The organism is Thermus altitudinis (genome assembly GCF_022760835.1).
Taxonomy (GTDB): Bacteria; Deinococcota; Deinococci; order Deinococcales; family Thermaceae; genus Thermus; species Thermus altitudinis.
The window spans coordinates 1-22,062 of record NZ_JAKTNQ010000007.1; the positions used below are offsets into that span (position 1 = coordinate 1).

Here is a 22,062-nt window from a genome sequence, read left to right on the forward strand (position 1 = left end):
CACCCGCAGTCTTGGGCATTGCGAACCCCTCTTCAACGATTAGAGATATGGCCGTTATTGGCCAACAAAGCGTGATTGGCTACCCCTGCAGGGCTGACCCAGCAAGAGGGCCCGGAGCGCCGAGGCATCCAGCACGGCCCTCACTCTGCCTCCTCCTTCCGGGCCTCCTCCCGGCGCTCTCGGATCAGCTCCTCCACCGGGCTCACCCCGGGGGCTAAATGGCCAAGGATGCCATAGGTTTCCCCTACCACCTTCTGCAGGGGTTCCTCTTCGGGGGGAGGGGGCCACTGTAGCTCCGAGCCTCAAGGGGTTCGGACACCCCCAGAAGCCCAGTTCCCAAGCCCAGAGAGGCCCCCACGCCCCTCATGGAGAGCGAGGGGCAGAGCCTGCTCACTGAGGCCTGCTTCCTTGGCCCTACTTCCTGGGCCAGAGGGGAGCTTCTGGGAAAGCCCTCCTTCCCCGAGCCAGAGCCTGCTCCTCCCCCCAAGCCTCCCCACCTTCCCAAAGCCCTAGCCCTACAGTAATCTGCACTACACTCCCACCCCTAACTTGACATGGCGCAAAGGAAACTATCCCAAGCTGTAGTATTGGAACGAACCTTTCCAGTAGCATCCTCTGCCACGCCCACTAGACGCGGTCAAATCTTCGCGGAACTGGTATAATGCTCTTGTCCGGATGCCCGGACGGGGATCTTGAAAGCCTATCCTTCCCATGCCCAAGGGCAATATGCGCTTTATACATCTCATCGCCCCTTCCGAAAGCGGCCCATCATCGCACCAAACCCCGCAAAACCCCCTCTATTCGCCCTATGCATATTCCAAACTTCATCTTTCTCATAAACCCCCTTTTGCCTGCCCTGCCCAGGACGTGATTTCTTGGGGGTTACCGTTGCAAGAGATGCTTCCCCGTAAGGGGATTGCGACCCGAACCACCTTCCGATTTCTTCCCTGACTTCCTTTACCCGTTGCAAGAGATGCTTCCCCGTAAGGGGATTGCGACCTTTTCACCCACGTCCGCATAATCTCCAAGGTGGGTGGAGCGTGTTGCAAGAGATGCTTCCCCGTAAGGGGATTGCGACCGGCGGCATAGGACATGATGTCCCAAGCTGCCTCGTACCTGTTGCACGAGATGCTTCCCCGTAAGGGGATTGCGACCTTTGGACAGGAAGGGGGAAGGGATAGTCCGGAGAATATGTTGCACGAGATGCTTCCCCGTAAGGGGATTGCGACCAAAAAGAATCTTGCACTCCTCATAGGTGGGTTCCAACGTTGCACGAGATGCTTCCCCGTAAGGGGATTGCGACAAGCCTCCTTCCCGCAGCGTATCCGCCGCCAGGAGACCGGGTTGCAAGAGATGCTTCCCCGTAAGGGGATTGCGACACAAGGGCTGGGACATACATCCTCGTAATCTTTTCGTGTTGCACGAGATGCTTCCCCGTAAGGGGATTGCGACGTCCTAGACTCATGCGCCTGGTCCCAGAGATTGTCTTCCCAGTTGCAAGAGATGCTTCCCCGTAAGGGGATTGCGACCCCGACGGTGTCGTCGCCGTTAGGGCGCTGGAAAGAAACAGGTTGCAAGAGATGCTTCCCCGTAAGGGGATTGCGACTTGTTAGTCCTGCAATTCGGACACTTGCTGGGAGGCCGAGTTGCAAGAGATGCTTCCCCGTAAGGGGATTGCGACGATGTGGTAAAATGGAATCCATGGAAGAGACTCTGGACCCCATCACCGCTGAGAAGGCTAGGAAGGCCCTTTACTACCTTCAGGTTGTGGCTAGTGGGGGTGAGTCCCTCCCCCCTGAGGAGAGGGAAGAGACCATGAACACCGGCCTGGAGGACTTCTATGTCCCCGAACTAGTGGGCCTAGCCGAAGACCTGGGCCTAGACAAGATGACCCTTGATGAGATTGAGGAGTATGTCCGGGAACTCTACCGGAAGAATGCTCCCACCTTCATAGAGTCCAGGGGAGAACCGGAAATCCTGACCCCGGAGGAGGTGAAGGAGTTTTACCGCAAAAGCTGGGGTATCACCCTTGAGGAGGAGGGGAAATGAGGTTGAAGAACAAAGGTCCATGGCCCCTATCGGTCCCCTTCCCCCCGCGGGAAGGAGTGGAGAGGCGAATGGCTGACCCCTCCTCGCCCTGAGCGGAGGCGAAGGAGGAGGCAGGAGCGGACAAAGGGTCCACGTCGGCCCGTCTGGAGGCGAAGGGCCGGAATCCGGATTCCGTAGCGGCACCTGGTGGTGTTCAGGAGGCAAGATGGAGAGGCTGGTGCGGCTTTGGGAGTTTGATTGGCATACGAGGAAACGAAAACTGATCTACGAGGGGGATATTGAGGGGCTGCCGGAAGGGGAGGCCAAGGAGTACTGGGAGGAGATCAAGAGATACCACAAGGGCCTAGCCTGGGAGTACTTCTTGGCCAAGGCCCCTCCGGATGCCCTCTTGTACCGGGGATATGCGCTAGAGCCCGTGATGGATGAGGAGGAGGCTGACGGGGAGGGGTTTTCCGTGGATTGATGGGCTTCCGCGGGGATCGCCCGGAGGCTTCCTCGCCGCATCCTGGGTTCGCCTGGCGTTGGCCCGGTACAACCCCCAAAGAGGTTGCCGGCACCCTAAGCCTGGACGGAAGCCCAAGCTGAGCCCGGAAGAGAGCTAGGTTTTGCTCAAGGGCCCCTACCCGACGGGGGCCTGAAGACGGGGCCAAGCTGCGGGCTTGGGTGAGGGAATCCTTGAGCCCCATCTGCCGATATCAGACCTTTCCGCACTTTAAGGCCAGCTACCCTCTTAGAGAAAAAGGGGGGTGTGGGGGGCTATAATCCCCCGGTTTTCAAACCGGGGATACATGGACCCCCCACGTGCCCCGCAGGGGCACATGGCATAGTTCTCGGGAGATGTGTGGTACACTTTTCTTGGGGGCAGCGTTTCCCGGGGACCTTGAAACTTGGAGTAGGGGGTTCCATCGGGTAGTCCGATGGGTAAAACTCCAAACGAACACCCGTGGCAGAGCCAGAAGCATTGGGCTCGCCTGCCGATAAGGAGTCAGGGGTTTTCTGGGGTCGGACGGAGCCTTCAGGGATGAGCACTGGGCAAGCAGTCTCATCGTTCCTGAGAAGCCCTGTTCTTAAGAACAGGGAGTCGTCACCAGGGTGAGGATGGTTAGGACGACGGCCAAACCGGTAAGGTACAGGGTGAGACGGTTGAAGGCCACCCCAATATCCCCCTTAAGCTCCTGGCGCAGGGCCTGGAGATCCGATTTGACTTCCCGGCGCAGACCTTGAATCTCTTCCTTTACCTCCTGGCGCAGGCCCTGGAACTTTTCCTCCATTTCCTGGCGTAGGGCCTCGCTGTCCCCCTTGACCTCCTGGCGCAGGCCTTGCAGGTCCGACTTGACCTCGTGGCGCAGGAGGTCCAGGCGGGCTTCCAGGGAGGTCATCCGGTTCTCCAAAGCCTCCATCCGCCCCGGGAGGATGACCATCACCCCCTCCACCAGACCCTCCAGTTTGTAGACCCGCTCCTCAATGGTTATCTCCTTCCAGCCTAGCATGGTGCGGTGCCCCTTTCCACGGTTCCCACCCGGACCTTGGGGTCCAGCTTTGGGCATCCCTCGGGACGGACCCTGGGGAGGGCTCCGCCTGGACCCCTGAAGGCGCAACCCCTGGCGGGGGGGAGGTCTGGGGATGAGGCTCTTGACTACATGGACTATGGGTCAACACCCTGTAGCCAAGATGCCCGCCAGCCCATCCCTTTGAGTAGGGGCCCACAATGGCAATCCCCTTACGGGGGGCACCCTTGCAACCGCACCCCGCTAAGAACCGTCTCCCGGGCGATGCCCCCAGAGGGGGTCTTGGGGGCAACCCGGGTTTTCGTACCTGGCAAGGAAGCCATGGGCACAAGGCCCCCCGGGGCCAAGAGCCTTGGCTGGGACCGGCAGGCGCCTCGAGGCCCTCATCCCTGAGGGGATTGGGGGTAGGGAAGGGGCCCCCAGGTCCTCCCCCAAAGGCCCCTTAGGCCACCATCCACCAGGGGGCCGCCACCACCCGGTCCACCAAGGGGAAGACCTCTTCTCCCCCATGGAGGAGGAGGCCTCCTGGGGCCTCGGGGTACTCGGCCAGAAAGGAGAGGAGTCCCTGGGCGTCCTTGGGGGTGGGCCTGGCGGTGGCCTTCACCTCCACGGGCAGGAGCTTCCCCTCCGCCTCCAGGATGAAGTCCACCTCCTGGCCGGAGGCGGTGCGCCAGTAGTAGAGGCCGGGAGGGTTTACCTGGGAGTGGGTAAAGGCCAGGAGGTCCAGAAGGACCAGGGTCTCCAGGTGGGCGCCGGAGGGTTGGCCCCCCGTCAGGTGGAGGGCCAGGGCGGGGTCCGGCAGGTAGGCCTTGGGGGCCTTGATCAGGCGCTTGGTGCGGCTACGGGCGTAGCCCCGAAGCCGGATCAGGAGGAAGCTCACCTCCAGGAGGTTCAGGTAGCGGTGCACGGTGGGTTGGGAGATGCCCAGGTCCCGCGCCAGCTCGCTCTGGTTCAGGAGGCTTCCCGAGCGCAGGGCCAGGGCTTCCAGGAGCCGGCGGAGCTCGGGCAGGTTCTCCACCGCCCTCAAGGCCGGCACGTCCCTTTCCAGGTAGGTTTGGAGGTAGGCCCGGAGCCACATCCGCCGCTCCTCCCAGTCCTTGAGGAGGAGGGCGGGCACCGGAAAGCCGCCCCGGGCCACGGCCTGCTGCCAGTCTTCCCTCAGCCCCGGTAGCTCCCTTAGGAGGTAGGGCCAGGCCCGCACGGGGGCGGCGAGGAGTTCCCCCCAGGGGCCCGCCCTCCCCAGGCCCTGCTGCTCCCGTCGGGTCATGGGCCAGATGACCAGATGGGCGGCCCTCCCCGCCAGGGTTTCCCCCAAGTGGGCGTGGAGGAGGAGGTGGGCGGAGCCCGTGAGCACGAAGCGTCCGGGGATGCGGGCCGCATCCACGGCGCGCTTGATGGCCAGAAGGAGCTCGGGTACCCGCTGTACCTCGTCCAGGATGAGCCTCTCCCCCCTGTGGAGGAGGGCTTGGGGGTCGGCTTCCGCCTGGAGGCGGAGATCCAGGTCGTCCAGGTTGAGGTAGAGGTGCTGGCCCAGGCTGGGCAGGTGGCGCACCAGGGTGCTTTTGCCCACCTGGCGGGCCCCCATGACCGCCACCACGGGAAAGACGCCCAATAGCCTCTCCAGATGGGGCCCGGCCGCCCGGGGGAGAAAACCGGTTTCCATATCTGAATGATAGTCATTCATATGCGGAAAGGCAAGGGGCATCCTCCTGGCCTGGGGAGGGCTAGGGGGTGGCGTGCCCCCTTGACGATCCCGTATACCTGCTATATAACAGGTACTCAAGGAGGAGGTATGAGGCTACCCCCTGGACAAAGACGGGTCCTCGAGGCCCTCTCCGCCCTGGTGCGGGAAGGCCTCACCCCCACGGCCCACGACCTCACCCGGGCCCTGGGGCTCAGGCCCCAAAGCCTTCGGCAACACCTGGAGGCCCTGGAGAGGAAGGGCCTCCTGCGCCTCTACCCTGGGGGGCACGGGAGGCCCACCCACCTGGAGCTCACCCCCGAGGGGAGGCTCCTCGGGGGCCTGGCCATTCCCCTGGTGGGGCGGATCCCCGCCGGCCCCCTGGAGGCCAACCGGGAGGAGGTGGAAGGCCTCCTCCTCCTTCCCGGCAAGCCCCACCTCTTCGCCCTGGTGGTGGAGGGGGACAGCATGGCGGAGTACCTTCTGGAGGGGGATGTGGTGGTGGTGGAGCGGGGGGCCAAGCCCCGGCCGGGGGAGGTGGCCGCCCTCCTCCACGAGGGCCGGACCACCCTGAAGTACGTCTACCCCAAGGGGGACCGGGTGGTCCTCAAGCCCCACAACCCCGCCTACCCCACCCTGGAGCTCCCCGCGGGGGAGGTGGAGATCCAAGGGGTGTTCCGCTTCCTCCTTAGGGGCCAGGAGGCCCTGGAGCGCCTTGGGCTCCTCTGGAGGCCCTGATGGTGGCCGCCCTCCTCTTCCTCCCCTGGCCGGTGTGGTTCTGGCGCCGGGAGGACCCGGCCCTGGAGGCCTTCCCCCTGGCCGTCCATCGGGGGGGGCGGGTGGTGGCCCTCTGCCCCTGGGCCCGCCGGCTTGGGGTGCGGGAGGGGATGGACGGGGAGGTGGCCCGGATCCGGGCCCCGGGGCTGCGGCTCCTCCCTTACCCCCTCCAGGGGGAGGTGGCCTGGCGGGGCCTCCTCCGGGAGCTCCACCGCCATAGCCCCAGGGTGGAGGCCCTGGGGCCGGGGACGGCCCTCCTGGCCCTGGCCCCCGGAGAGGGGCCGGCCCTGGCCCAGGCCTTGGCCCGGGCCTACCGGGCCCGGGTGGGGGTGGCCCCGTGGCGGGAGGTGGCCCTCCTGGCCGCCTGGGCCAGCCGGGAAGGCCAGGCCCGCTGGGTGGGGGAGGGGGAGGAGGTGGCCTTCCTGGACCGCCTGCCCCTCCACGTCCTGCGGGGGGTGGGGCTTTCCCCGGAGGGGCTTGGGCGGCTTCGCCTTCTGGGGCTAAGGCGGGTGGGGGAGCTCCGCCGCTTCCGCCCTCCCCAGCTTCTGGCCTACCTCCGGGAGGGACGGGCCCTTTGGCCCTACCTCTTTGGCCCTTGGCGCCGGGAGGTGGCCCGTTTCCTCGAGGAGGAGGGGGTGGAGGCCGGGGTGGTCCTGGACCCTCCCGCCGAGGCGGAGGAGGGGCTTTTCCGGCACTTGGCCCGGGAGTTGGCCCGCGGGCTTGCGGGAAGGGCGGCCTGGCGCCTGGAGGTGGAGGCCTTGGCCGAGGGCCTGGCCTTCCGGGGGGAGGACTGGCCCAAGGCCCCCGTGCGGGAGGTGGGGGAGGTGTACCGGGCCTTGGTGCGGGCCTTCGGGAGGAGCGGGGCCCTGGGCCTGGCCCTGGAAGGGGTGAGGGTGCGGGCCCACGGGCTGGTGCGGCCCGCCCAGCAGGAGGGCCTTTTCCGAAGCCCTGGGGAGGGGCTTGGCCTCCTCTTGGGGCGCCATCCCGGGGCCCTTTTGCGGGTGGAGGTGGTGGACCCCGGGGCCCTGGCCCCGGAGTGGGGGTTCCGCCTCCGCCCATGGGAGGTGGAGGATGCGGCTCTATCTGCAACCCGTGGCGGTGGTCCTGGAGGGGGGGAGGCCCCGGTGGGTGGCCTACCGGGGGCGGCGGAGGGTGGTGCGCCAACTGGACCGCTGGCGGGCCGGGGGGAGGTGGTGGCGCTTTGAGGAGGGCCGGGACTACTTCCTCCTGGAGGTGGAGGGAGGGCTGGTCCTGGAGGTTTTCCGCCAGGGGGAGGCATGGGTGCTGAGCCGGGTTTGGGACTAGCCCTCCTCTGGGCCGAGTCCTACTTCGGCCGCGGGGTTTCCTCCCCCGAAAGGCTTCTGGAGAGGGCCCAGGAGCTGGGGCACACCCATCTGGCCCTCACGGACTGGCTCTCCCTCTCCGGGGGGGTGCGGCTTTTCCGGAAGGCCCGGGAAGGGGGGGTGGTGCCCCTCATCGGGGCTGGGCTTCCCCTGAGGACCCCGGAGGGCACCTTCCCCGTCCTCCTCCTGGCCGCGAGCCGGGAGGGGTACGCCCGGCTTTCCGGGCACCTGACCCGGGCCCTGGAGGAGGGGGAGCTGCCCCTGGAGGCCCTCCTTGCGGACCACCAGGACCTGGTCCTCCTCACGGGGGGAAGGTGGGGCTTCCCCAGCCGCCTCCTGGCCCAAAGGCGCCTGGAGGCCCTAGGGCGCCTCCTGAGGGCCCTCAAGGAGGCCTTCTGGGAGCGGCTCTTCCTCTCCCTCTACCACGGCCGGCTCCCCGGGGACGACCGTCGGGTGCGCATCCTCCGGAGCCTGGCCCAGGAGGAGGGCCTCCCCTATGTGGCCGCCTTGGAGGTGCGCCAGGCCACGCCGGGGCTCTACCCCCTCCTGGACGCCCTCACCTGCGCCCGGCTGGGGGTGGAGGTGGAGGCCTCCCCCCAGGGGGCCTTTCCCTGGGAGAGGCCCCGCAACGAGGCCCTGGCCCTCCCCTCCCGGGAGGAGGCCTGGGACCGGATCCCCTTCCCCGAGGCCTGGGCCAACGCCCGGGACCTGGCCAGGAACCTGGCCTTCCCCCTCCTGCCGGAAAGGCTCCTGGACCCCCCCGTTCCCCTGCCCCCAGGGCGCACCCCCATGGAGGAGCTTAGGGCCCTGGCCTGGAGGGCCCTGCGCTCCCGCTACCCCCACAGGCCCGCCTACGAGGCCCGCCTGCGGGAGGAGCTGGCCACCGTGGAGGCCCTGGGCCTGGCGGGGTTCTTCCTCCTGGCCCACGGGGTGGCCGCCTGGGCCCGGGGCCGGGGCATCCTGGCGGTGGCCCGGGGGAGTGCGGTGGGGAGCCTCCTGGCCCACCTCCTGGACCTGACTCCCGTGGACCCGGTGGCCGAGGGCCTCCTCTTTGAGCGCTTCCTGCACGGGGGGATGAAGGCCCTTCCCGACATAGACCTGGACCTCTCCAGCCGGAGGCGGCAGGAGGTGATCCGCCACCTGGAGGAGGCCTACGGGGCCCAGGAGGCCATGGCCGCCGCCTACGTCACCTACCGCCTGCCCCTGGCGGTGCAGGACCTGGGCCGGGCCCTGGGCCTGCCGGCGGAGCTCAGGCGGCGCCTCACCCGGGCCCTGGGCCGGGACTTCCGCCACCTGAGCCCCCACCGGGCCCAGGAGGCGGAGCCCCTCTTCCGGGAGGTGCTGGGGGAGGCCCCGGTCAAGGGGCTCCTCCTGGGCCTCCTCTCCCAGATGGAAAAGGGGCATGTGCGCCACCTGAGGCCCCATGTGGGCGGGGTGGTGGTGGCCCCCAGGCCCTTGAGCCACTACGCCCCCCTGGTGCGGAGCAGCGGGGGGGTGCGGATGCTCACCCTGGACAAGGACGACCTCGAGGCCCTGGGCCTGGTGAAGCTGGACCTTTTGGGCCTCCGGACCCTCTCCGCCCTGGAGGCGGCCCGGGAGGAGGTTTTCCGCACGGAAGGGGTCTGGCTGGACCTGGAGGCCCTGCCCCAGGAGGAAGGGGTCTACCGCCCCTTGTGGCGGGGGGAGACCCTGGGGATTTTCCAGCTGGAAAGCCCAGCCCAGACGGCCATGAGCCGCAGGCTTCGCCCCCAAAGCCTCCAGGACCTGGCCCACCAGATCGCCCTGGTGCGCCCCGGGCCCATCCAGTCAGGCACGGTGCGCCCCTACCTCAGGAGGCGCCTGGGCCAGGAGGAGGCCAGGCCCATCCATCCCGTGGTGGACCGCATCCTGGCCCGAACCCATGGGGTCCTGCTCTTCCAAGAGCAGCTCCTCTCCCTCCTCCACCACGGGGCGGGGATGGACTGGGCCGAGGCGGAGGCCTTCCGCAAGGGGGTGGCCCGGGCCCGGGATGAGGAGGACCTGGGCCCCTTTAGGGAGCGGTTTCTCCAGGGGCTGGCCGCCACCTTGGGCCTGGTGGGGGAGGAGGCGGAGAGGCTATGGCGGATGGTGGAAGGGTTCCGCGGCTATGGCTTCACGGAAAGCCACGCCCAAGCCTTCGCCCGTCACGCCTACGCCACCTTGTGGCTGCGGCACCACTACCCGGCGGAGTTCCTGGCGGGGGTGCTTTCGGAGATGCCGGGCATGTGGCCCCCCGCCACCTGGCGCCAGGAGGCCCGGCGGCTTGGGGTCCCCTTCCTGCCCCTTTCCCTGAACCGCTCCGGCCTCCGCTACCGGGTGGAGGTGGTGGGGGGAAGGAAGGCCCTGAGGCCCCCCCTCACCGCCGCCAAGGGGGTTTCGGAGGAGGCGGCCAGGGAGATCCTGCGGGAAAGGCTCCGGGGCCCCTTCACCTCCTTGGAGGATTTCCGGGCCCGCCTGGGGGCTAAGGAGGACCTCCTCCTGGCCCTGGCCAAGGCGGGGGCCTTTGACGAGCTCCTCCCCCGGCGGGAGGCCCTTTACCGGACCGGCCTCCCCCCCGGGGGGCCCCTCCTGGTGGAGGAGGCCTCCCCGCCCCCCTTGCCCCCCCTGGCCCCCGGGGAGCGGCTCCTCCTGGACCTCGAGGCCAAGGGCTTCTCCGAGCTTCCCCTCCACCCCCTGGACCTGGTGCGGGGCTGGCTTAAGGAGCTGGGGGCCACCCCTCTTCCTGCCCTGCGCCCGGGGCCGGTCCTCACCGCGGGGCTGGTGGTGGCCCTGCAGAAGCCCCCCACCGCCCGGGGCTACGCCTTCTTGGTGCTGGAGGACGGCCCCCACCGCCTACAGGCGGCCGTGCCCCCAGAGGTCTGGGAGCGGCACTACGCCCTCTTCCGGGACTGCCGCCTCCTCCTGGTGGCGGGGGAGTTGGCTGGAGGGACCCTGCGGGTGACGGAGGCCTGGCCCCTTGGGGGCGGGCCCCTAGCCCCGCCCCCACCCCTGGCCCATCCTCCTAAGCGGCAGGGGCCGTGAGGCCGAGGGCAGCGGCCAGGCCGGCCCCACCCTTCCCTTAACCCCCCGTTCCCCCGCCGCCGGGAGAAGGGGTGGGCAAGGCCCGGGGCAAAGGGCGGCCTGGACCCCCTAAAGGGGGTGGCCCGGGAGGAGGGCACCGGATGGTTCCGCGGCCTAAAGGGGGTGGCGGCCGGCCCTGCACCCAGGGGCGGAAGGTCCACCCGCCGCTTGGGGGCTTTCCCCGGATTCCCCTGCCCACGGAACCCCCGGGGGGGCCCTCGAGGCCCCAGCTGCGCCCCCCCTTGGCTGTGCACGGCTCCCCCGCCCCCTTTCTGGTAAAAAGGGGGCATGGTCCTGGCCTCCATGGTGCTACTGCTGGAAGGGGAGTCGGCCCCGGAGCTTTATTCGCCCTATGGATATTCCAAACTTCATCTTTCTCATAAACCCCCTTCTGCCAGCCCTGTCCAGGACGAGATTTCTTGGGGGTTACCGTTGCATGAGATCCTTCCCCGCAAGGGGATTGCCACGATGTGGTAAAATGGAATCCATGGAAGAGACTCTGGACCCCATCACCCTTGAGAAGGCCAGGAAAGCCCTTCACTACTTCTGTGTAGTGTACGAAGGGGGCAGGCCCCTTACTCCTGAGGAGAGGGAAGGGATTATGAACGCTTCCCTGAGAGGCTTCTACATCCCCGAACTGGTGGGCCTAGCCGAAGACCTGGGCCTGGACAAGATGACGCTTGATGAGATTGAGGAGTATGTCCGGGAACTCTACCGGAAGAATGCCCCCACCTTCATAGAGTCCAGGGGAGAACCGGAAATCCTGACCCCGGAGGAGGTGAAGGAGTTTTACCGCAAAAGCTGGGGTATCACCCTTGAGGAGGACGAAAAATGAGGTTGAAGAACAAAGGTCCATGGCCCCTATCGGTTCCCTTCCCCCCGCGGGAAGGAGTAGAGAGGCGAATGGCTGACCCCTCCTCGTCCTGAGTGGAGGCGAAGGAGGAGGTAGGAGCGGGCAAGGGGGCCAGGCTGGCCCGTCTGGAGAGGAAGGGCCGAAATCCGGATTCCGTAGCGACACCTGGTGGTGTTCAGGAGGCAAGATGGAGAGGCTGGTGCGGCTTTGGGAGTTTGATTGGCATACGAGGGAGCGAAAACTGATCTCCGAGGGGGATATTGAGGGGCTGCCGGAAGGGGAGGCCAAGGAGTACTGGGAGGAGATCAAGAGGTACCACAAGGGCAAAGCCTGGGAGTACTTCCTGGCCAAGGCCCCTCCGGATGCCCTCTTGTACCGGGGATATGCGCTGGAGCCCGTGATGGATGAGGAGGAGGCTGACGAGGAGGGGTTTTTCGTGGATTGATGGGCTTCCGCGGGGATCGCCCGGAGGCTTCCTCGCCGCATCCTGGGTTCGCCTGGCGTTGGCCCGGTACAACCCCCAGGGGCGTTGCCAGCACCCTAACCCTGGACGGAAGCCCAAGCTGAGCCCGGAAGAGAGCTAGGTTTTGCTCAAGGCCCCCCACCCGACGGGGGCCTGGGGACGGGGCCCAGGCTGCGGGCCTGTGAGAGGTTGCAGAGGGAGCTATCTTTGAACCCCATCTGCCGGTATCAGACCTTTCCGCACTTTAAGGCCAGCTACCCTCTTAAGCTAGCCCGTCTCCTCCCTTCGGCCCTGAATCAACTCTTCCACCAGGCTCTCCCCGGGAGCCAGGTTCCGCCAAAGGCCCCTGGCCCGTCGAGCCATCTGGCGGAAGCTCAGGAGTTCCAGGCTACCCCCTGGACGCAAGCGCAGGAGGAGGTGCTCCCCCTCCTTAAGGCCCAAGGCCTCACGCACTTCCGTCGGCAAAACCATCCGGCCCTTGGCTTCCAGCCGAACGACAAAGTGGGTTTCCCCAACGGTATTCCCCACACTTAGATGGTACCGCATCGGGAAGAGAAGCCCTTCCCCTAAGGAGCGCCTGGCCCTGCTAGAGCACGCGGCCTTAGGCCCAGGCCTCCTGGAACCCCCTGCCCCCTTGCTGGGGGAGGCGATCCCCCTCCTGGTCCGCATCCTGGTGATACCGTGGGAAAATTTAGCCCCAGGGTCTCCCCTGGGGCTGCCCCTCTCCTACCCTACCAACCCGGGGGCAAGGCCCAGTCGGGGAGCTTCACCGCCCCCGGAGGCACGAGGAACTCTGGGGTGTAAGTACTGTCAACAATCATCCCAATGTTCCCCAAGACAGGCGTAGTGGGGTAGAAGACCGCCATCTCGTCGTTTGCGGGGCTGGGCACATCCGTGAGGCCGAAGAGGCTGTCCAGGCGCATGCTGGTGGAAAGGTCATACATGTGGTAGCCGATCCTCTCCACCGCGCAGTCGGGCCGGTCCACCGTCCCCGCCAGGCGTACATCGGACCAGACGATGTGCCAGTGGTCCTCCCCGTAGGCGTGGGAGGGATGGGGACGCCAGTCCCCGGTCTTCCTGGTGGCGTTGCGGTAGAGGATGGCCGCCCGCAGGGTGGTCCCCGGAGGGTTGCCCTTCCCCGCGGTGGGGTAACGGTCCAGGTACGCCTTATCCCTGGGGGCGACGGGATGCCATCTGGTGTACTCGTAGCCGTTTCTGGGATGGGAGTACCAGATCCAGTAGTCCACCACATCCCTTTCCACCAGCACCACCAGGTGGAGGGTGTTATCCCAGTAGGGGCGTGGGATCTTGGGGTAGTCCTTTTGCGCCTCCCTTTGCCAGACCTCCTGGGGCACGGCATCGTAGTCGTAGGGGTTGGCCCGCAGGAAGGGGAGGGCCCCGTAGCTCCTCACGGTCCAGCCAAAACCCGGGGCGCAAAGGGGTATCGGGGGGGTCATGTTCCCCGAGGCGTAGCGGTAGGTGTAGTAGTCCAGGTTGGTCCAGTGGAACTGGTAACGGGGGGCCAGGGCCTCCAGTTCCAGATCCCGGGGCATCCCTGGGGACACCCGGTAGAGCTGGGCGTCCTGCATCATGTAGGCCCCGCTACCCCGGGACAGGGGGTAAGGGTCCAACTCCCTGGCATAGCGTAGTCCCCTGGCTTCCTCCTCCAGGGTGTAGCCCAGGATCTCCCCCTGGGAACCAAAGGTGAAACTGTAGCGCTGGCTGAAGGTGAAGGCCTTGCCGGTGAGGGGCTCGGGAGCCCGCTCCAGCCTATCCCCGTAGTCCAAGGGGTCGGTCAGGATGCTGTGGTCCTGCGGTACCAGGTACTGGGCCACCCACTCCAGCTCCGCCTCCCCGGTACCGTAACGGTTGGTGATGGCGGGGAGGTGGGAACTGACTGTGGCCCCACCAAAGACCACGGGCAGGACATTGTAAGGGTAAACGGGGTTCGTCATGTCCCAGTCCCGGAGGCGTTCGATGAAGGAACCCCTACAAGGTAGCTTGTAGCATCCCTCGTTTATTGGGGAGGAGAAGAGGGTACCTATCAGGAAACGCTCCTCAAAACCGGGGATGCGCAGGAACTTCAGGGCAGGCCCTAGGCCATAGGGGGATGTCCAGATCTCCCCGGGTACCCTTTTCCCGATCTCCCACGGCGTCTCTGGGGGAGGGGAAGGGGCCTGCCACCGGATCCTCATGGGCCAGTAGTCGGGCTTATAGCAGAAGAGCTTCGGGGTGTCCTTCCCCAGGATGGGATGGGAGCAGGCGCTACCCGTTCCCCCTTGGGAGGACTGGAGGTTGCACCCTCCAAGGATTCCCAACAGACCTAGAAAGGAGAGGATGGCCAGCTTGGCGGTCATGGTTCGCATCTTCATGCCTTCAGTTTAGGGGAAGGGGAGATTTTCCACGGTCTAGGGACCCCTACTGCGGCTCGAGGCCAAACACGCCCGACATAAAGGAAACCCCTACATCTTCCCAGGTCCCTGTAGCAGCATTCCATTGCCGCTTCATTACATAGGTGGTCATCCGGCACGTGGAGGATATGCGCGGACGGCTTGTCTCCCAGCATCCATTTTCACCACACTGTGTTTGCCTCTTTTCGTAGCCAGGGATTGCCATATAAAGCCCGTACGTCCCCACCGTTACCTGCTGCCCGGGCCTTAGGACGTGAACAGGAGCAGTGTAGGTGGCCACGCTTCCGATATCGGCGGAGTAAGTACCGGGAGGGGTGAGCTCGTAGATGGTAATGGTTTCATCCGAAGTAACGTTCCGCAACGTGCAGGCATTGGGGTAAGACCCCAGCGTCCAGGAAAAGCGCGTCTGCGAAAAGGATGGACTCCACGTGGTGTCGTAGTAGGGGGCACCAACAGCCGCTCTGCCAGTGTTCGGCAAACCGACTAAGTTGGGCGAAGGGGTGAAGCGGGCCCGAATTCCCGGGATCCCGGTCTTGGTCTCACCACCCCCTGTGGCCTCCCCGGAAACGGACTCGAGGGTAAGGGTACCAGGAAACTTCAGCCGAGGGGTAAAAGAAGCCGAAACATAGCGGTCGGTGTTCCAGTTGGCGACACGGTAGCGGGCCACGGAGGACCACCAGAGGCTTTCCCCTTCCCGGAAGGAGAATCCAGAAGGGTTGAAGGGTGAATTCCTATAGTGGAGGTAAACCGCCCCGGGTACTCCCGAATAGGCTGGGGGGTTGGTTCCCTCGTATGTCCAATCCAGGACCAGCCTGGCATCGATGGGGGAGGCGGAAACCGGCATGGTACCCCCATTTCCAATGGGTAAGCGAATATCTTGAATAGCGCCCCACCTTGTAACCCGTTGTACCCTTGTTCCGTATTGGGTCTCCACTTCCCTTTCGTCAACGTAGGGATAGCCCACGTAAGGCTCGCCGGTGTAGCCCCAGGGAGCTACGATTGCCAACGGGGTAAAGACAATGCTCCCGAGGTAGTCATAGGGCGGGGGTGGGTTGGGCAATTCCAGGCGTATGTATATGGGGTATTTGTTAAAACCGAACCCCGTTTGGAAGTTGGGGAATATGGCCCGCTGGTACACGCCGGCCCAGTTCCCGATTCCAATGAGTCCGCAACTACCTTGCACATCCAAGAAGTAGGCCCCGTCTCCTTCCATGGCCGACACGGGGATATTCACCGTGCCCAGGTAGTCGCCAAAGGCCGTGCACCCGGTCATGTGGTAGTAGAGGGTTAGGGAAGGGGTGTCATTGGTCAGAAGGAGGGTAATGTCTTGGCTGCCAGACCCCCCTCCCCAGATCAGGGCTGCTATCGGGATACCCGCGCCTGTCAACCAGAAGGCACCCCCCAAGAGGGCCCGCCAAACGGGGATGGAGTTTACCCCCTTCACCTCGGCGTAGACCCTTCCCGCCAAGGAGGGATCCTTCCTTTCCGCTGCCTCCTTGCTGTCGGAAAGGGAAAGCCAACCCCTATTGAAAAAGTTGCCCTCGAAGACCCAAAGGCGTAGCTGCAGGACCTTTATGTCGTTGGTGGGTACGTAATCAATGTACACATCGTAAAGGTTCCCGGCCCTGGCCGAGAAGGAGAGGTTGTAGTGGTGGGTAGGGCGGTTCTGGGGGTCTTTGAGTCGCTCTACAGTGAGCTGCGGCCGCCCTTCAACACCCCCCTAACGGAAAAACTGCCAGGCACCCCCTGGGCTCTCGTGAGGCCGTCGCTTCCCAGGGTATACCCCACCAAGAAGTTGACCGTCTTTTCCCCGGTGAAGTTCCCCAGGGTGAAGGTCCGGGTACCCCAGGAATCGATCTTGATCTCTGCGGGCTGGGCCAAGGCCAAGGAAAAGGAAGCAAGGAGGCCTAGGACTTCTTTCCGGTGGAGTATTCCGCTCCGCATGGTTCCCTCCTACCTGCTTTGCGCATTGGGGCAGGCGACAAGGGGTTGGTTGGGTACAGTGCTGGGCCTGCTTCCGATGAATCCGCAGACCATGGGGCGAAGGGCGTTCCTTTGCTGGGAGGTGCAGGTGGAGCACTCCACGGTCACCTGCAGGCCCACGGTGTCCCTGGGTACCTGGGCGGTGTAGGTGACCGTTACCTCCGCCACCTTCCCCACCTGTACATTCGCCGTGGTGCTGGTGGGTTTTAGCCCCAGGGTCTCCCCTGGGGCCGCCCCTCTCCTACCCTACCAACCCGGGGGCAAAGCCCAGTCGGGGAGCTGGAAGGAGCCCGCGGGTATCTTAAAGCGAACGTTCCCCAGCAAAACGGGTTCCCACTCCCCAATCCGGGTGAGGAGGGGGAGGGTACGGAAGAGAGTGCCCGGGGAGTACCAACGGGGAGGGGTTGGGGTCTCCGCCAGACCGAAGAAGTCGTCCAGCTGGGCGCTGGTGGCCAGGTCGTACATGTGGTAGCCGATGGCCTCCACCCGGCAGTCGGGGTTGGCCAGGGTCCCCCCCAGATGGACATCGGACCAGACGATGTGCCAGTTGTCCTCTCCTAGGGGGTGGCTCGGATGGGGCTGCCAGTCTCCCGGCTTGGAGATGGTGTCCCGGTAGAGGACCGCCATCCTCACGGTCTGGCCTGGGGGCGGGGTACCCCAGCCGTAGAGGGGGTAGTTCGTAAGGTTCTGCCCTGCGTCCATGGTGTAGTAAAGGGGCGTTTTGATAGGGTTATGGTAATCGTCATATAACAAGTACCCTACCACATCTCGACCTACCAATCTAACCCCGTGAGTCACGTAAGCCCAGAAGGGATAGACCTCTATGAGGAACCTGTAGGGATCCTCCGCCCGCCGGATGTCCTCGGCAAAGAGGCCATCGGGCAAGGAGGCGTAGTCAAAGGGCTCGTTGCGTAGCTGGGGAACGGTGAGGTAGAACTTCACCGTCCACCCTACCCCGGGGGCACAAAGGGGTACCGGGGGGGTTATGTGCCCGGACGCGTACCCGAAGGCGTAGTAGGCCTGGTTGGTCCAGCGGAACTGGGCCCGCCAGGCCCGCTCCACATTGCCGTTTTCCGCGCAGGGCCTCCCTGTGATCCGCTCCACCAGCTGGCACCACCAGACCTGGATGGCCACCACCTTGTTCCCTCCCTGGGAGATGGGGTAAGGGTCCAGCTCAGAGGCATAGCGCAGGTCCCGAGTCCTCTCCTCCAGGGAGTAGCTACCCTCCCCCTGGGGGCCAAAGGCGAAGGTGTAGGCCTGCTTGAAGGTGAAGGCCTTCCCTGTGAGGGGATGGGGGTCCCTCTCCAGGCGCTCGGCCAAGTCGTAGAGCCCAGCAAGAAATTGGACCCAATTCCGGGGAACAGTGTACTGCACCACCCACTCCAACTCTCCCCCAAGCCGGCCCTCGCGATCCGTCACCGCAGGGAGGAAGTCGCTCACCGCGGCTGCACTTAGAAGTCTAGGGTTATGATCGTAGGGAAACGGGCGGTAGTCGTAGCTCACAAAACAACTCTCAAAGGGAGTTTCAGTGCATATGGGTGTTCTGATGCTGTCCCCCACTCCCATTCCCACCAGGAACCGCTGGGGAAAGCCAGGGATCCTCAGGAATTGCAGGTAGGCCCCTGTGGCGGAAGACCCTAACCACACCTGCCCTCCTACCCAGTCCCCCAGCTCGTAGTGGAACTCGGGAGGCCTTCCCCCTTGGGCCTCAATCTTCAGGGCCCAGTAGTCCTGCCTGCCCAGGATCTTCTCCTGGTAACAGAGGAGGGGAGGGTTGTTTGCGCCCAAGGGGGGGGTAGTCGCAGAAGTCCGTGTCCCCCCCACCACCCCGGGGGGAGCCTGTGAGGTTGCAACCCCCAAGGACACCCAGAAGGCCCAGGAAGATGAGGGGAGTTGTCTTCTTGGCCATCTCTCTCAGCATGAGTCCATGCTAGCACGGGGAGGGATTTCTCCCAGAGGGTGCTAGTAGAGCATGAAGTAGCCCTTGGGAAAACGGTAGGTTTCTTGTTGGTCTGGGGGACCTACGGGTTGTATCCAAGCTTCATAGCTTGGCTACGTTTCAGGCTAGTCTCGGTGGACCCTAACCTCGCCCACCACCTGATGTAAGGTCCAATCCTTCTTTTCCAGGGTGAGGGGAGGTGCGGCACCGTCAGGCCCTTCCACCACATAGCTTCGCCGGCTGTTTAGGCCCAAAAAGCGCACGAATCGTAGTTCGGAGGTGTCCATCCGCTGGGCTATGGCCAGTTCCCCGGGTTGGGGTTCGGTCCCTTCTCGGAAAATAGCAAAGCCCTTTTCGTGGACCATGGCCCTCAGGTTCCTGGGGTCCACCTCCCACCCGGGAAGTCCCAGGATCAGGTACTCCTTCGATCCCACCAGGGGGACCTTCAGTAGGGGAACGGGAGGGGCCCCTGGGACTTCCTCCGCGGTTAGACCGGGCACGGGGATTCCCGTGGCCTGGGTAAACTCCTCAGGCGTCCAGCGAAGGGCCTTGAGCAAGGCCCGCATCCGCCCGTAGGAGATGTTCCTCAGGTTCACCAACCCCTTCTCCAACTTCCATACATACCCGTCCGATACCTCCATCTCCTGGGCTACCTGCCCTAGGGTTAACCCCAACTCCCGCCTACGCCTGGCAATGGCCTCCCCAGCTTCCCGTCGCATTCCCTCTACCATGGTATACACTTTACCATTCGTCAAAGCCGTAAGCGTAGACTGCCCGGGGAGGGACCCTTGCCCTTTGGAAAGCCGGGAATCCCCTATGGATGCCCTCCTGGACGGGGTTTTTCTCTTACCCCTTATCTGCATGAAGAGGTACCGAATCTGTACCCGTTACGACGATGTTCTGTGGGGCGTTTATCCCCTTCCCATGCTAACTTTTAAGGGTTATCCGTGGGTGGGAAGGGGGTGGAAAGTAAACTCACACGCGAGAGGTCGTAGGTTCAAGTCCTACGCCGCCCACCACCATGGGAAGGGAAAAGGCCCGGGGTTTGACCCCGGGTTTTCTGGTTTTCACCCTTGCGACGTGTTCAAGCCAGGCCAAAGACCCGTCGCCTGGCAAAGGCTTCCATGACAGACTTTGCCGTAGGGTAGCCTGCGGACGCTAAACAAGGCAGGGGCCCAGCAGGGCCTCTTCTTTTTGGCTCGGTTGGCTTTGGGGAAGATGGTGGGGGGTTACCCGGTTGTCAGAGGGAAAGCAGGCGCCCGACGGCCCAACCTAAGGGGTAGCCATCCCTGGGCTCGAGGCTTCCCGCCTTCTTGCGGGTTATGGGTTCTGGGCCCTCGGGATGCTCCTCCGGCAATAGGAGCGCTAGGCATATGGCCAGCCGTCCCGAGCCAAACCCCAGGCGGATAGGGAAGACGTCCGGGTCCTTAAGGCGCTCCTCCAAGCGGTGGTACACCTCCAAGGCTTTGACCAGCTGGTCATCCTCAGCAATGCGCCTTTCCCACTCGGCCACGAGGGAGTAGTATTCCCTCAAGGCCTGGACCAGCTTTGCGGGGGGTATGGGTTGGGCCACGCCCTGGTGTTGGGCGAGCCCAGGCTGGTAGCGGAAGAGGAAGCGGAACTTGCTTCCCACGGGGAAGGTCTCTGCCAGGAGCACAGTACCCTTCATTGTGCCCTTGAGGTGGAAGATGCCAATGCGGTTTAGGAAACCTTCCCCGGGGTTGGAGTCCGTGAGGCGTACGGCGCGGAAGGGGTCGGCGTAGAGGTCCAACTTCAGCTGGCCCTTCTTGTCAGGCTTGAGGTAGCCAAGAACGGCCCCTTCAAAGTGTTGGTTATGGGAGGGCTTCAGGACTTTGGGGGGCCTTATCCGAGGCTCGGGGCCGGTTTTCCCGACAAACAGCCACCGGTCACCCTTTAGGACCACGTCCTCCCCGCGGTTGAGCACGCTCTGAAAGAGCCAGGCGGTGCGTAAGGCCCCTTTCACACTGGAGCCGGGGAGGTAAGGGCCTTGCGGGCTTTGCGGAAGAGGCCTGAACTCTAGGAGGGCTTCTTCTACCGCTTCGCTCACGGTTCTTAGGAAGGCGTTCCTGGCCTTGATGGCGCGGAGGACGGCCTCTTTGGGAATCCTTCCCTCTTGGTAGAGGCGGCGAAGCGCCTCCTGGGCGCGCCCAGGGCAGGGCCAACCCCTCCCCCCTTAGGGCTTCACACCCTAGCCTTGCCGCCTTGGCGGTGGAAGAATAGGGCTATGCCGGTTAGCCGCTATTACGACGTCAAACGGGACGAGCGAGGCGAGCGGTACCTGGAGCCCTATGTTTCCGGTTTTCTTCTCCTTAGGCTTCCCCTCCTCAACAAGGGTACGGCCTTCACCGAGGAGGAGCGAAGAGCCTTGGGCCTCGAGGGCCTCCTTCCTCCCCACGTGAACACCCTGGAGGAGCAAAAGGAGCGGGTCTACCGCCGCTACCGCCTTATCCAAAGTCCTTTGGAGAAGCACATCTACCTACGCCACCTCCAGGACCGCAACGAGGTCCTCTTCTATGCCCTGTTGGTGGACCACCTGGAGGAGATGCTCCCCATCCTCTACACCCCCACGGTGGGGGAGGCGGTGCGGGAGTTTTCCCACATCTACCGGTATCCCCGGGGCTTCACCGCCAGCACCCGCAACATTGACCTCATAGACCAGGCCTTGGCCAACGTGCCCTTGGAGGAGGTCCGCCTCATCGTGGCCACGGACTCCTCGGCCATCCTGGGCATCGGGGACCAGGGATATGGGGGCATGGCCATCTCCATCGGAAAGCTCACCATCTACACCGCCGCCGGGGGTGTGGGCCCGGATAAAACCCTTCCCGTGGAGCTGGACGTGGGCACGGACCGGGAGGACCTCCTCAAGGACCCCCTTTACCTGGGGGTGCGGCACAAGCGCCTAAGGGGGGAGGAGTACTACCGCTTCCTGGACCGCTTCGTGGAGGCGGTGCGCAAGCGCTACCCCAAGGCCCTCATCCAGTGGGAGGACTTCGCCAAGGAAGCGGCCTTCCACGTGCTGGAGCGCTACCGCAAGGTGGTGCCCTCCTTCAACGACGACATCCAAGGCACGGGGGCGGTGGCCCTGGCGGGGGTACTCTCCGCCTGCCGCCTGAAGGGGGAGAAGCTTTCGGAGCAGACCATCGTCATCTACGGGGCTGGGGCCGGGGGGATTGGGGTGGCCTGGGCCTTGCGGGAAGGCATGAAGCGGGAAGGGCTTTCCCAGGAGGAGGCCCGGGCCCGGGTGCTGGTCCTGGACTCCAAGGGGCTCTTGGTGGAAGGGCGGAGCATGGAAGGCTACAAAGCCCCCTACGCGCAAAGGCCTGACCGGATTGCCGGCTGGCGGTTTTCCGGGTCCTACCCAAATCTATTGGAAACCATTCAGAATGCCCGGGCCACGGTCCTCCTGGGCCTTTCCGGCCAGGGGGGAAGCTTTACCGAACCCGTGGTCAAGGCCATGCTGGAGAACACCCCTAGGCCCATTGTCTTCCCCCTTTCCAACCCCACCTCCGCCTCCGAGGCCTTGCCCGATGACCTCATCTACTGGACGGAGGGGAGGGCCCTGGTGGCGGCGGGTAGCCCCTTTCCCCCGGTGGGCTATATGGGGCGGACCATCCCCATCGGCCAGGGGAACAACGCCTTCATCTTCCCTGGCCTCGGCCTGGGGGCGGTGTTGGCCCGGGCCCGGGAGGTGACGGACGGGATGGTTCTAGAGGCGGCCTACGCCCTTTACGACTACACGCAAAGCCATTTCCCCGAGCTCCTTTACCCCCCGGTGGCCCGCCTTAGGGAGGTGTCCCCTTATGTGGCGGCCCGGGTGATGCAGAAGGCCCTCGAGGAGGGCGTGGCGGAGGAGGAACGGGTGAAGGGGCTTTCCTTCAAGGGGCTTATGGAGTTCGTGCGCAGCCGCTACTGGGAGCCCCAGTACCTCCCCTACCGCCCGGCCCCGGTAATCTAAG

General features: G+C 64.8%; 18 protein-coding genes. 9 read left to right on the forward strand and 9 right to left on the reverse strand.

The window, feature by feature from the left end; all coding sequences use genetic code 11:
- The first annotated feature begins 1,701 nt into the window (after window positions 1-1,701).
- Window positions 1,702-2,049, forward strand: a complete 348-nt coding sequence (locus L0D16_RS03810; RefSeq protein ID WP_243030123.1) for a hypothetical protein — start codon at window positions 1,702-1,704, stop codon at window positions 2,047-2,049.
- A gap of 205 nt (window positions 2,050-2,254) precedes the next feature.
- Entirely contained in the window at window positions 2,255-2,512 is a 258-nt protein-coding gene (locus L0D16_RS03815; protein ID WP_243030124.1) for a hypothetical protein, read from the forward strand.
- 604 nt (window positions 2,513-3,116) lie between these two features.
- Here L0D16_RS03815 and L0D16_RS03820 read toward each other — a convergent pair.
- Window positions 3,117-3,539, reverse strand: a complete 423-nt coding sequence (locus L0D16_RS03820) for a DUF1640 domain-containing protein (protein ID WP_279231164.1) — start codon at window positions 3,537-3,539, stop codon at window positions 3,117-3,119.
- A 460-nt stretch (window positions 3,540-3,999) separates the two neighbouring features.
- Window positions 4,000-5,220: an ATP-binding protein gene (locus L0D16_RS03825; protein WP_243030125.1), complete on the reverse strand. Its 1,221-nt coding sequence runs from the start codon at window positions 5,218-5,220 to the stop codon at window positions 4,000-4,002.
- Between the two features lie 129 nt (window positions 5,221-5,349).
- Here L0D16_RS03825 and L0D16_RS03830 point away from each other — a divergent pair, with 129 nt between their 5' ends.
- The 6 genes from L0D16_RS03830 (at window position 5,350) to L0D16_RS03860 (ending at window position 11,734) form a co-directional block, all read left to right on the forward strand.
- Window positions 5,350-5,976 carry a LexA family protein gene (locus tag L0D16_RS03830; RefSeq protein ID WP_243030126.1) on the forward strand — a complete coding sequence of 209 codons (627 nt, stop codon included), beginning with the start codon at window positions 5,350-5,352 and terminating at the stop codon, window positions 5,974-5,976.
- Window positions 5,976-7,220, forward strand: a complete 1,245-nt coding sequence (locus L0D16_RS12385) for a Y-family DNA polymerase (RefSeq protein ID WP_279231165.1) — start codon at window positions 5,976-5,978, stop codon at window positions 7,218-7,220. Before L0D16_RS03830 ends, L0D16_RS12385 begins: the two co-directional genes overlap by 1 nt.
- Window positions 7,171-7,320, forward strand: coding sequence for a hypothetical protein (locus tag L0D16_RS03840; RefSeq protein ID WP_243030127.1), 150 nt, complete (start codon window positions 7,171-7,173; stop codon window positions 7,318-7,320). Before L0D16_RS12385 ends, L0D16_RS03840 begins: the two co-directional genes overlap by 50 nt.
- Window positions 7,293-10,397 carry a helix-hairpin-helix domain-containing protein gene (locus L0D16_RS03845; protein ID WP_279231166.1) on the forward strand — a complete coding sequence of 1,035 codons (3,105 nt, stop codon included), beginning with the start codon at window positions 7,293-7,295 and terminating at the stop codon, window positions 10,395-10,397. Before L0D16_RS03840 ends, L0D16_RS03845 begins: the two co-directional genes overlap by 28 nt.
- Before the next feature lie 526 nt (window positions 10,398-10,923).
- Window positions 10,924-11,271, forward strand: coding sequence for a hypothetical protein (locus tag L0D16_RS03855; protein ID WP_243030128.1), 348 nt, complete (start codon window positions 10,924-10,926; stop codon window positions 11,269-11,271).
- 205 nt (window positions 11,272-11,476) lie between these two features.
- Window positions 11,477-11,734: a hypothetical protein gene (locus tag L0D16_RS03860; RefSeq protein WP_243030129.1), complete on the forward strand. Its 258-nt coding sequence runs from the start codon at window positions 11,477-11,479 to the stop codon at window positions 11,732-11,734.
- Between the two features lie 285 nt (window positions 11,735-12,019).
- Here the strand turns inward: L0D16_RS03860 and L0D16_RS03865 are convergent, their stop codons facing one another.
- The 7 genes from L0D16_RS03865 to csm5 form a co-directional block, all read right to left on the reverse strand.
- Complete coding sequence (locus L0D16_RS03865) at window positions 12,020-12,280, reverse strand: AbrB/MazE/SpoVT family DNA-binding domain-containing protein (protein WP_243030130.1); 261 nt, start codon at window positions 12,278-12,280, stop codon at window positions 12,020-12,022.
- 203 nt (window positions 12,281-12,483) lie between these two features.
- A complete protein-coding gene (locus L0D16_RS03870; RefSeq protein WP_243030131.1) occupies window positions 12,484-14,124 on the reverse strand; it encodes a hypothetical protein in 1,641 nt (546 codons plus the stop codon).
- Between the two features lie 46 nt (window positions 14,125-14,170).
- Window positions 14,171-15,769: a hypothetical protein gene (locus tag L0D16_RS03875; RefSeq protein ID WP_243030132.1), complete on the reverse strand. Its 1,599-nt coding sequence runs from the start codon at window positions 15,767-15,769 to the stop codon at window positions 14,171-14,173.
- An 80-nt stretch (window positions 15,770-15,849) separates the two neighbouring features.
- Entirely contained in the window at window positions 15,850-16,107 is a 258-nt protein-coding gene (locus L0D16_RS03880) for a hypothetical protein (RefSeq protein WP_243030133.1), read from the reverse strand.
- A gap of 285 nt (window positions 16,108-16,392) precedes the next feature.
- Entirely contained in the window at window positions 16,393-17,934 is a 1,542-nt protein-coding gene (locus tag L0D16_RS03885) for a hypothetical protein (RefSeq protein ID WP_243030134.1), read from the reverse strand.
- Window positions 17,935-18,210: 276 nt separating this feature from the next.
- Entirely contained in the window at window positions 18,211-18,804 is a 594-nt protein-coding gene (locus L0D16_RS03890; protein ID WP_243030135.1) for a helix-turn-helix domain-containing protein, read from the reverse strand.
- 521 nt (window positions 18,805-19,325) lie between these two features.
- Window positions 19,326-20,153, reverse strand: a complete 828-nt coding sequence (gene csm5, locus L0D16_RS03895) for a type III-A CRISPR-associated RAMP protein Csm5 (protein ID WP_243030136.1) — start codon at window positions 20,151-20,153, stop codon at window positions 19,326-19,328.
- 177 nt (window positions 20,154-20,330) lie between these two features.
- Between csm5 and L0D16_RS03900 the strand changes: the two genes are divergently transcribed.
- Entirely contained in the window at window positions 20,331-22,061 is a 1,731-nt protein-coding gene (locus tag L0D16_RS03900; protein WP_243030137.1) for an NAD-dependent malic enzyme, read from the forward strand.
- The last annotated feature ends 1 nt before the right edge of the window (window position 22,062 follow it).

Coding starts and splice junctions, on each gene's coding strand:
- L0D16_RS03810 (WP_243030123.1), top strand. CDS start 1,702: ATGGAAGAGACTCTGGACCCCATCACCGCTGAGAAGGCTAGGAAGGCC.
- L0D16_RS03815 (WP_243030124.1), top strand. CDS start 2,255: ATGGAGAGGCTGGTGCGGCTTTGGGAGTTTGATTGGCATACGAGGAAA.
- L0D16_RS03820 (WP_279231164.1), bottom strand. CDS start 3,539: ATGCTAGGCTGGAAGGAGATAACCATTGAGGAGCGGGTCTACAAACTG.
- L0D16_RS03825 (WP_243030125.1), bottom strand. CDS start 5,220: ATGGAAACCGGTTTTCTCCCCCGGGCGGCCGGGCCCCATCTGGAGAGG.
- L0D16_RS03830 (WP_243030126.1), top strand. CDS start 5,350: ATGAGGCTACCCCCTGGACAAAGACGGGTCCTCGAGGCCCTCTCCGCC.
- L0D16_RS12385 (WP_279231165.1), top strand. CDS start 5,976: ATGGTGGCCGCCCTCCTCTTCCTCCCCTGGCCGGTGTGGTTCTGGCGC.
- L0D16_RS03845 (WP_279231166.1), top strand. CDS start 7,293: ATGGGTGCTGAGCCGGGTTTGGGACTAGCCCTCCTCTGGGCCGAGTCC.
- L0D16_RS03855 (WP_243030128.1), top strand. CDS start 10,924: ATGGAAGAGACTCTGGACCCCATCACCCTTGAGAAGGCCAGGAAAGCC.
- L0D16_RS03860 (WP_243030129.1), top strand. CDS start 11,477: ATGGAGAGGCTGGTGCGGCTTTGGGAGTTTGATTGGCATACGAGGGAG.
- L0D16_RS03870 (WP_243030131.1), bottom strand. CDS start 14,124: ATGAAGATGCGAACCATGACCGCCAAGCTGGCCATCCTCTCCTTTCTA.
- L0D16_RS03880 (WP_243030133.1), bottom strand. CDS start 16,107: ATGCGGAGCGGAATACTCCACCGGAAAGAAGTCCTAGGCCTCCTTGCT.
- L0D16_RS03890 (WP_243030135.1), bottom strand. CDS start 18,804: ATGCGACGGGAAGCTGGGGAGGCCATTGCCAGGCGTAGGCGGGAGTTG.
- L0D16_RS03900 (WP_243030137.1), top strand. CDS start 20,331: ATGCCGGTTAGCCGCTATTACGACGTCAAACGGGACGAGCGAGGCGAG.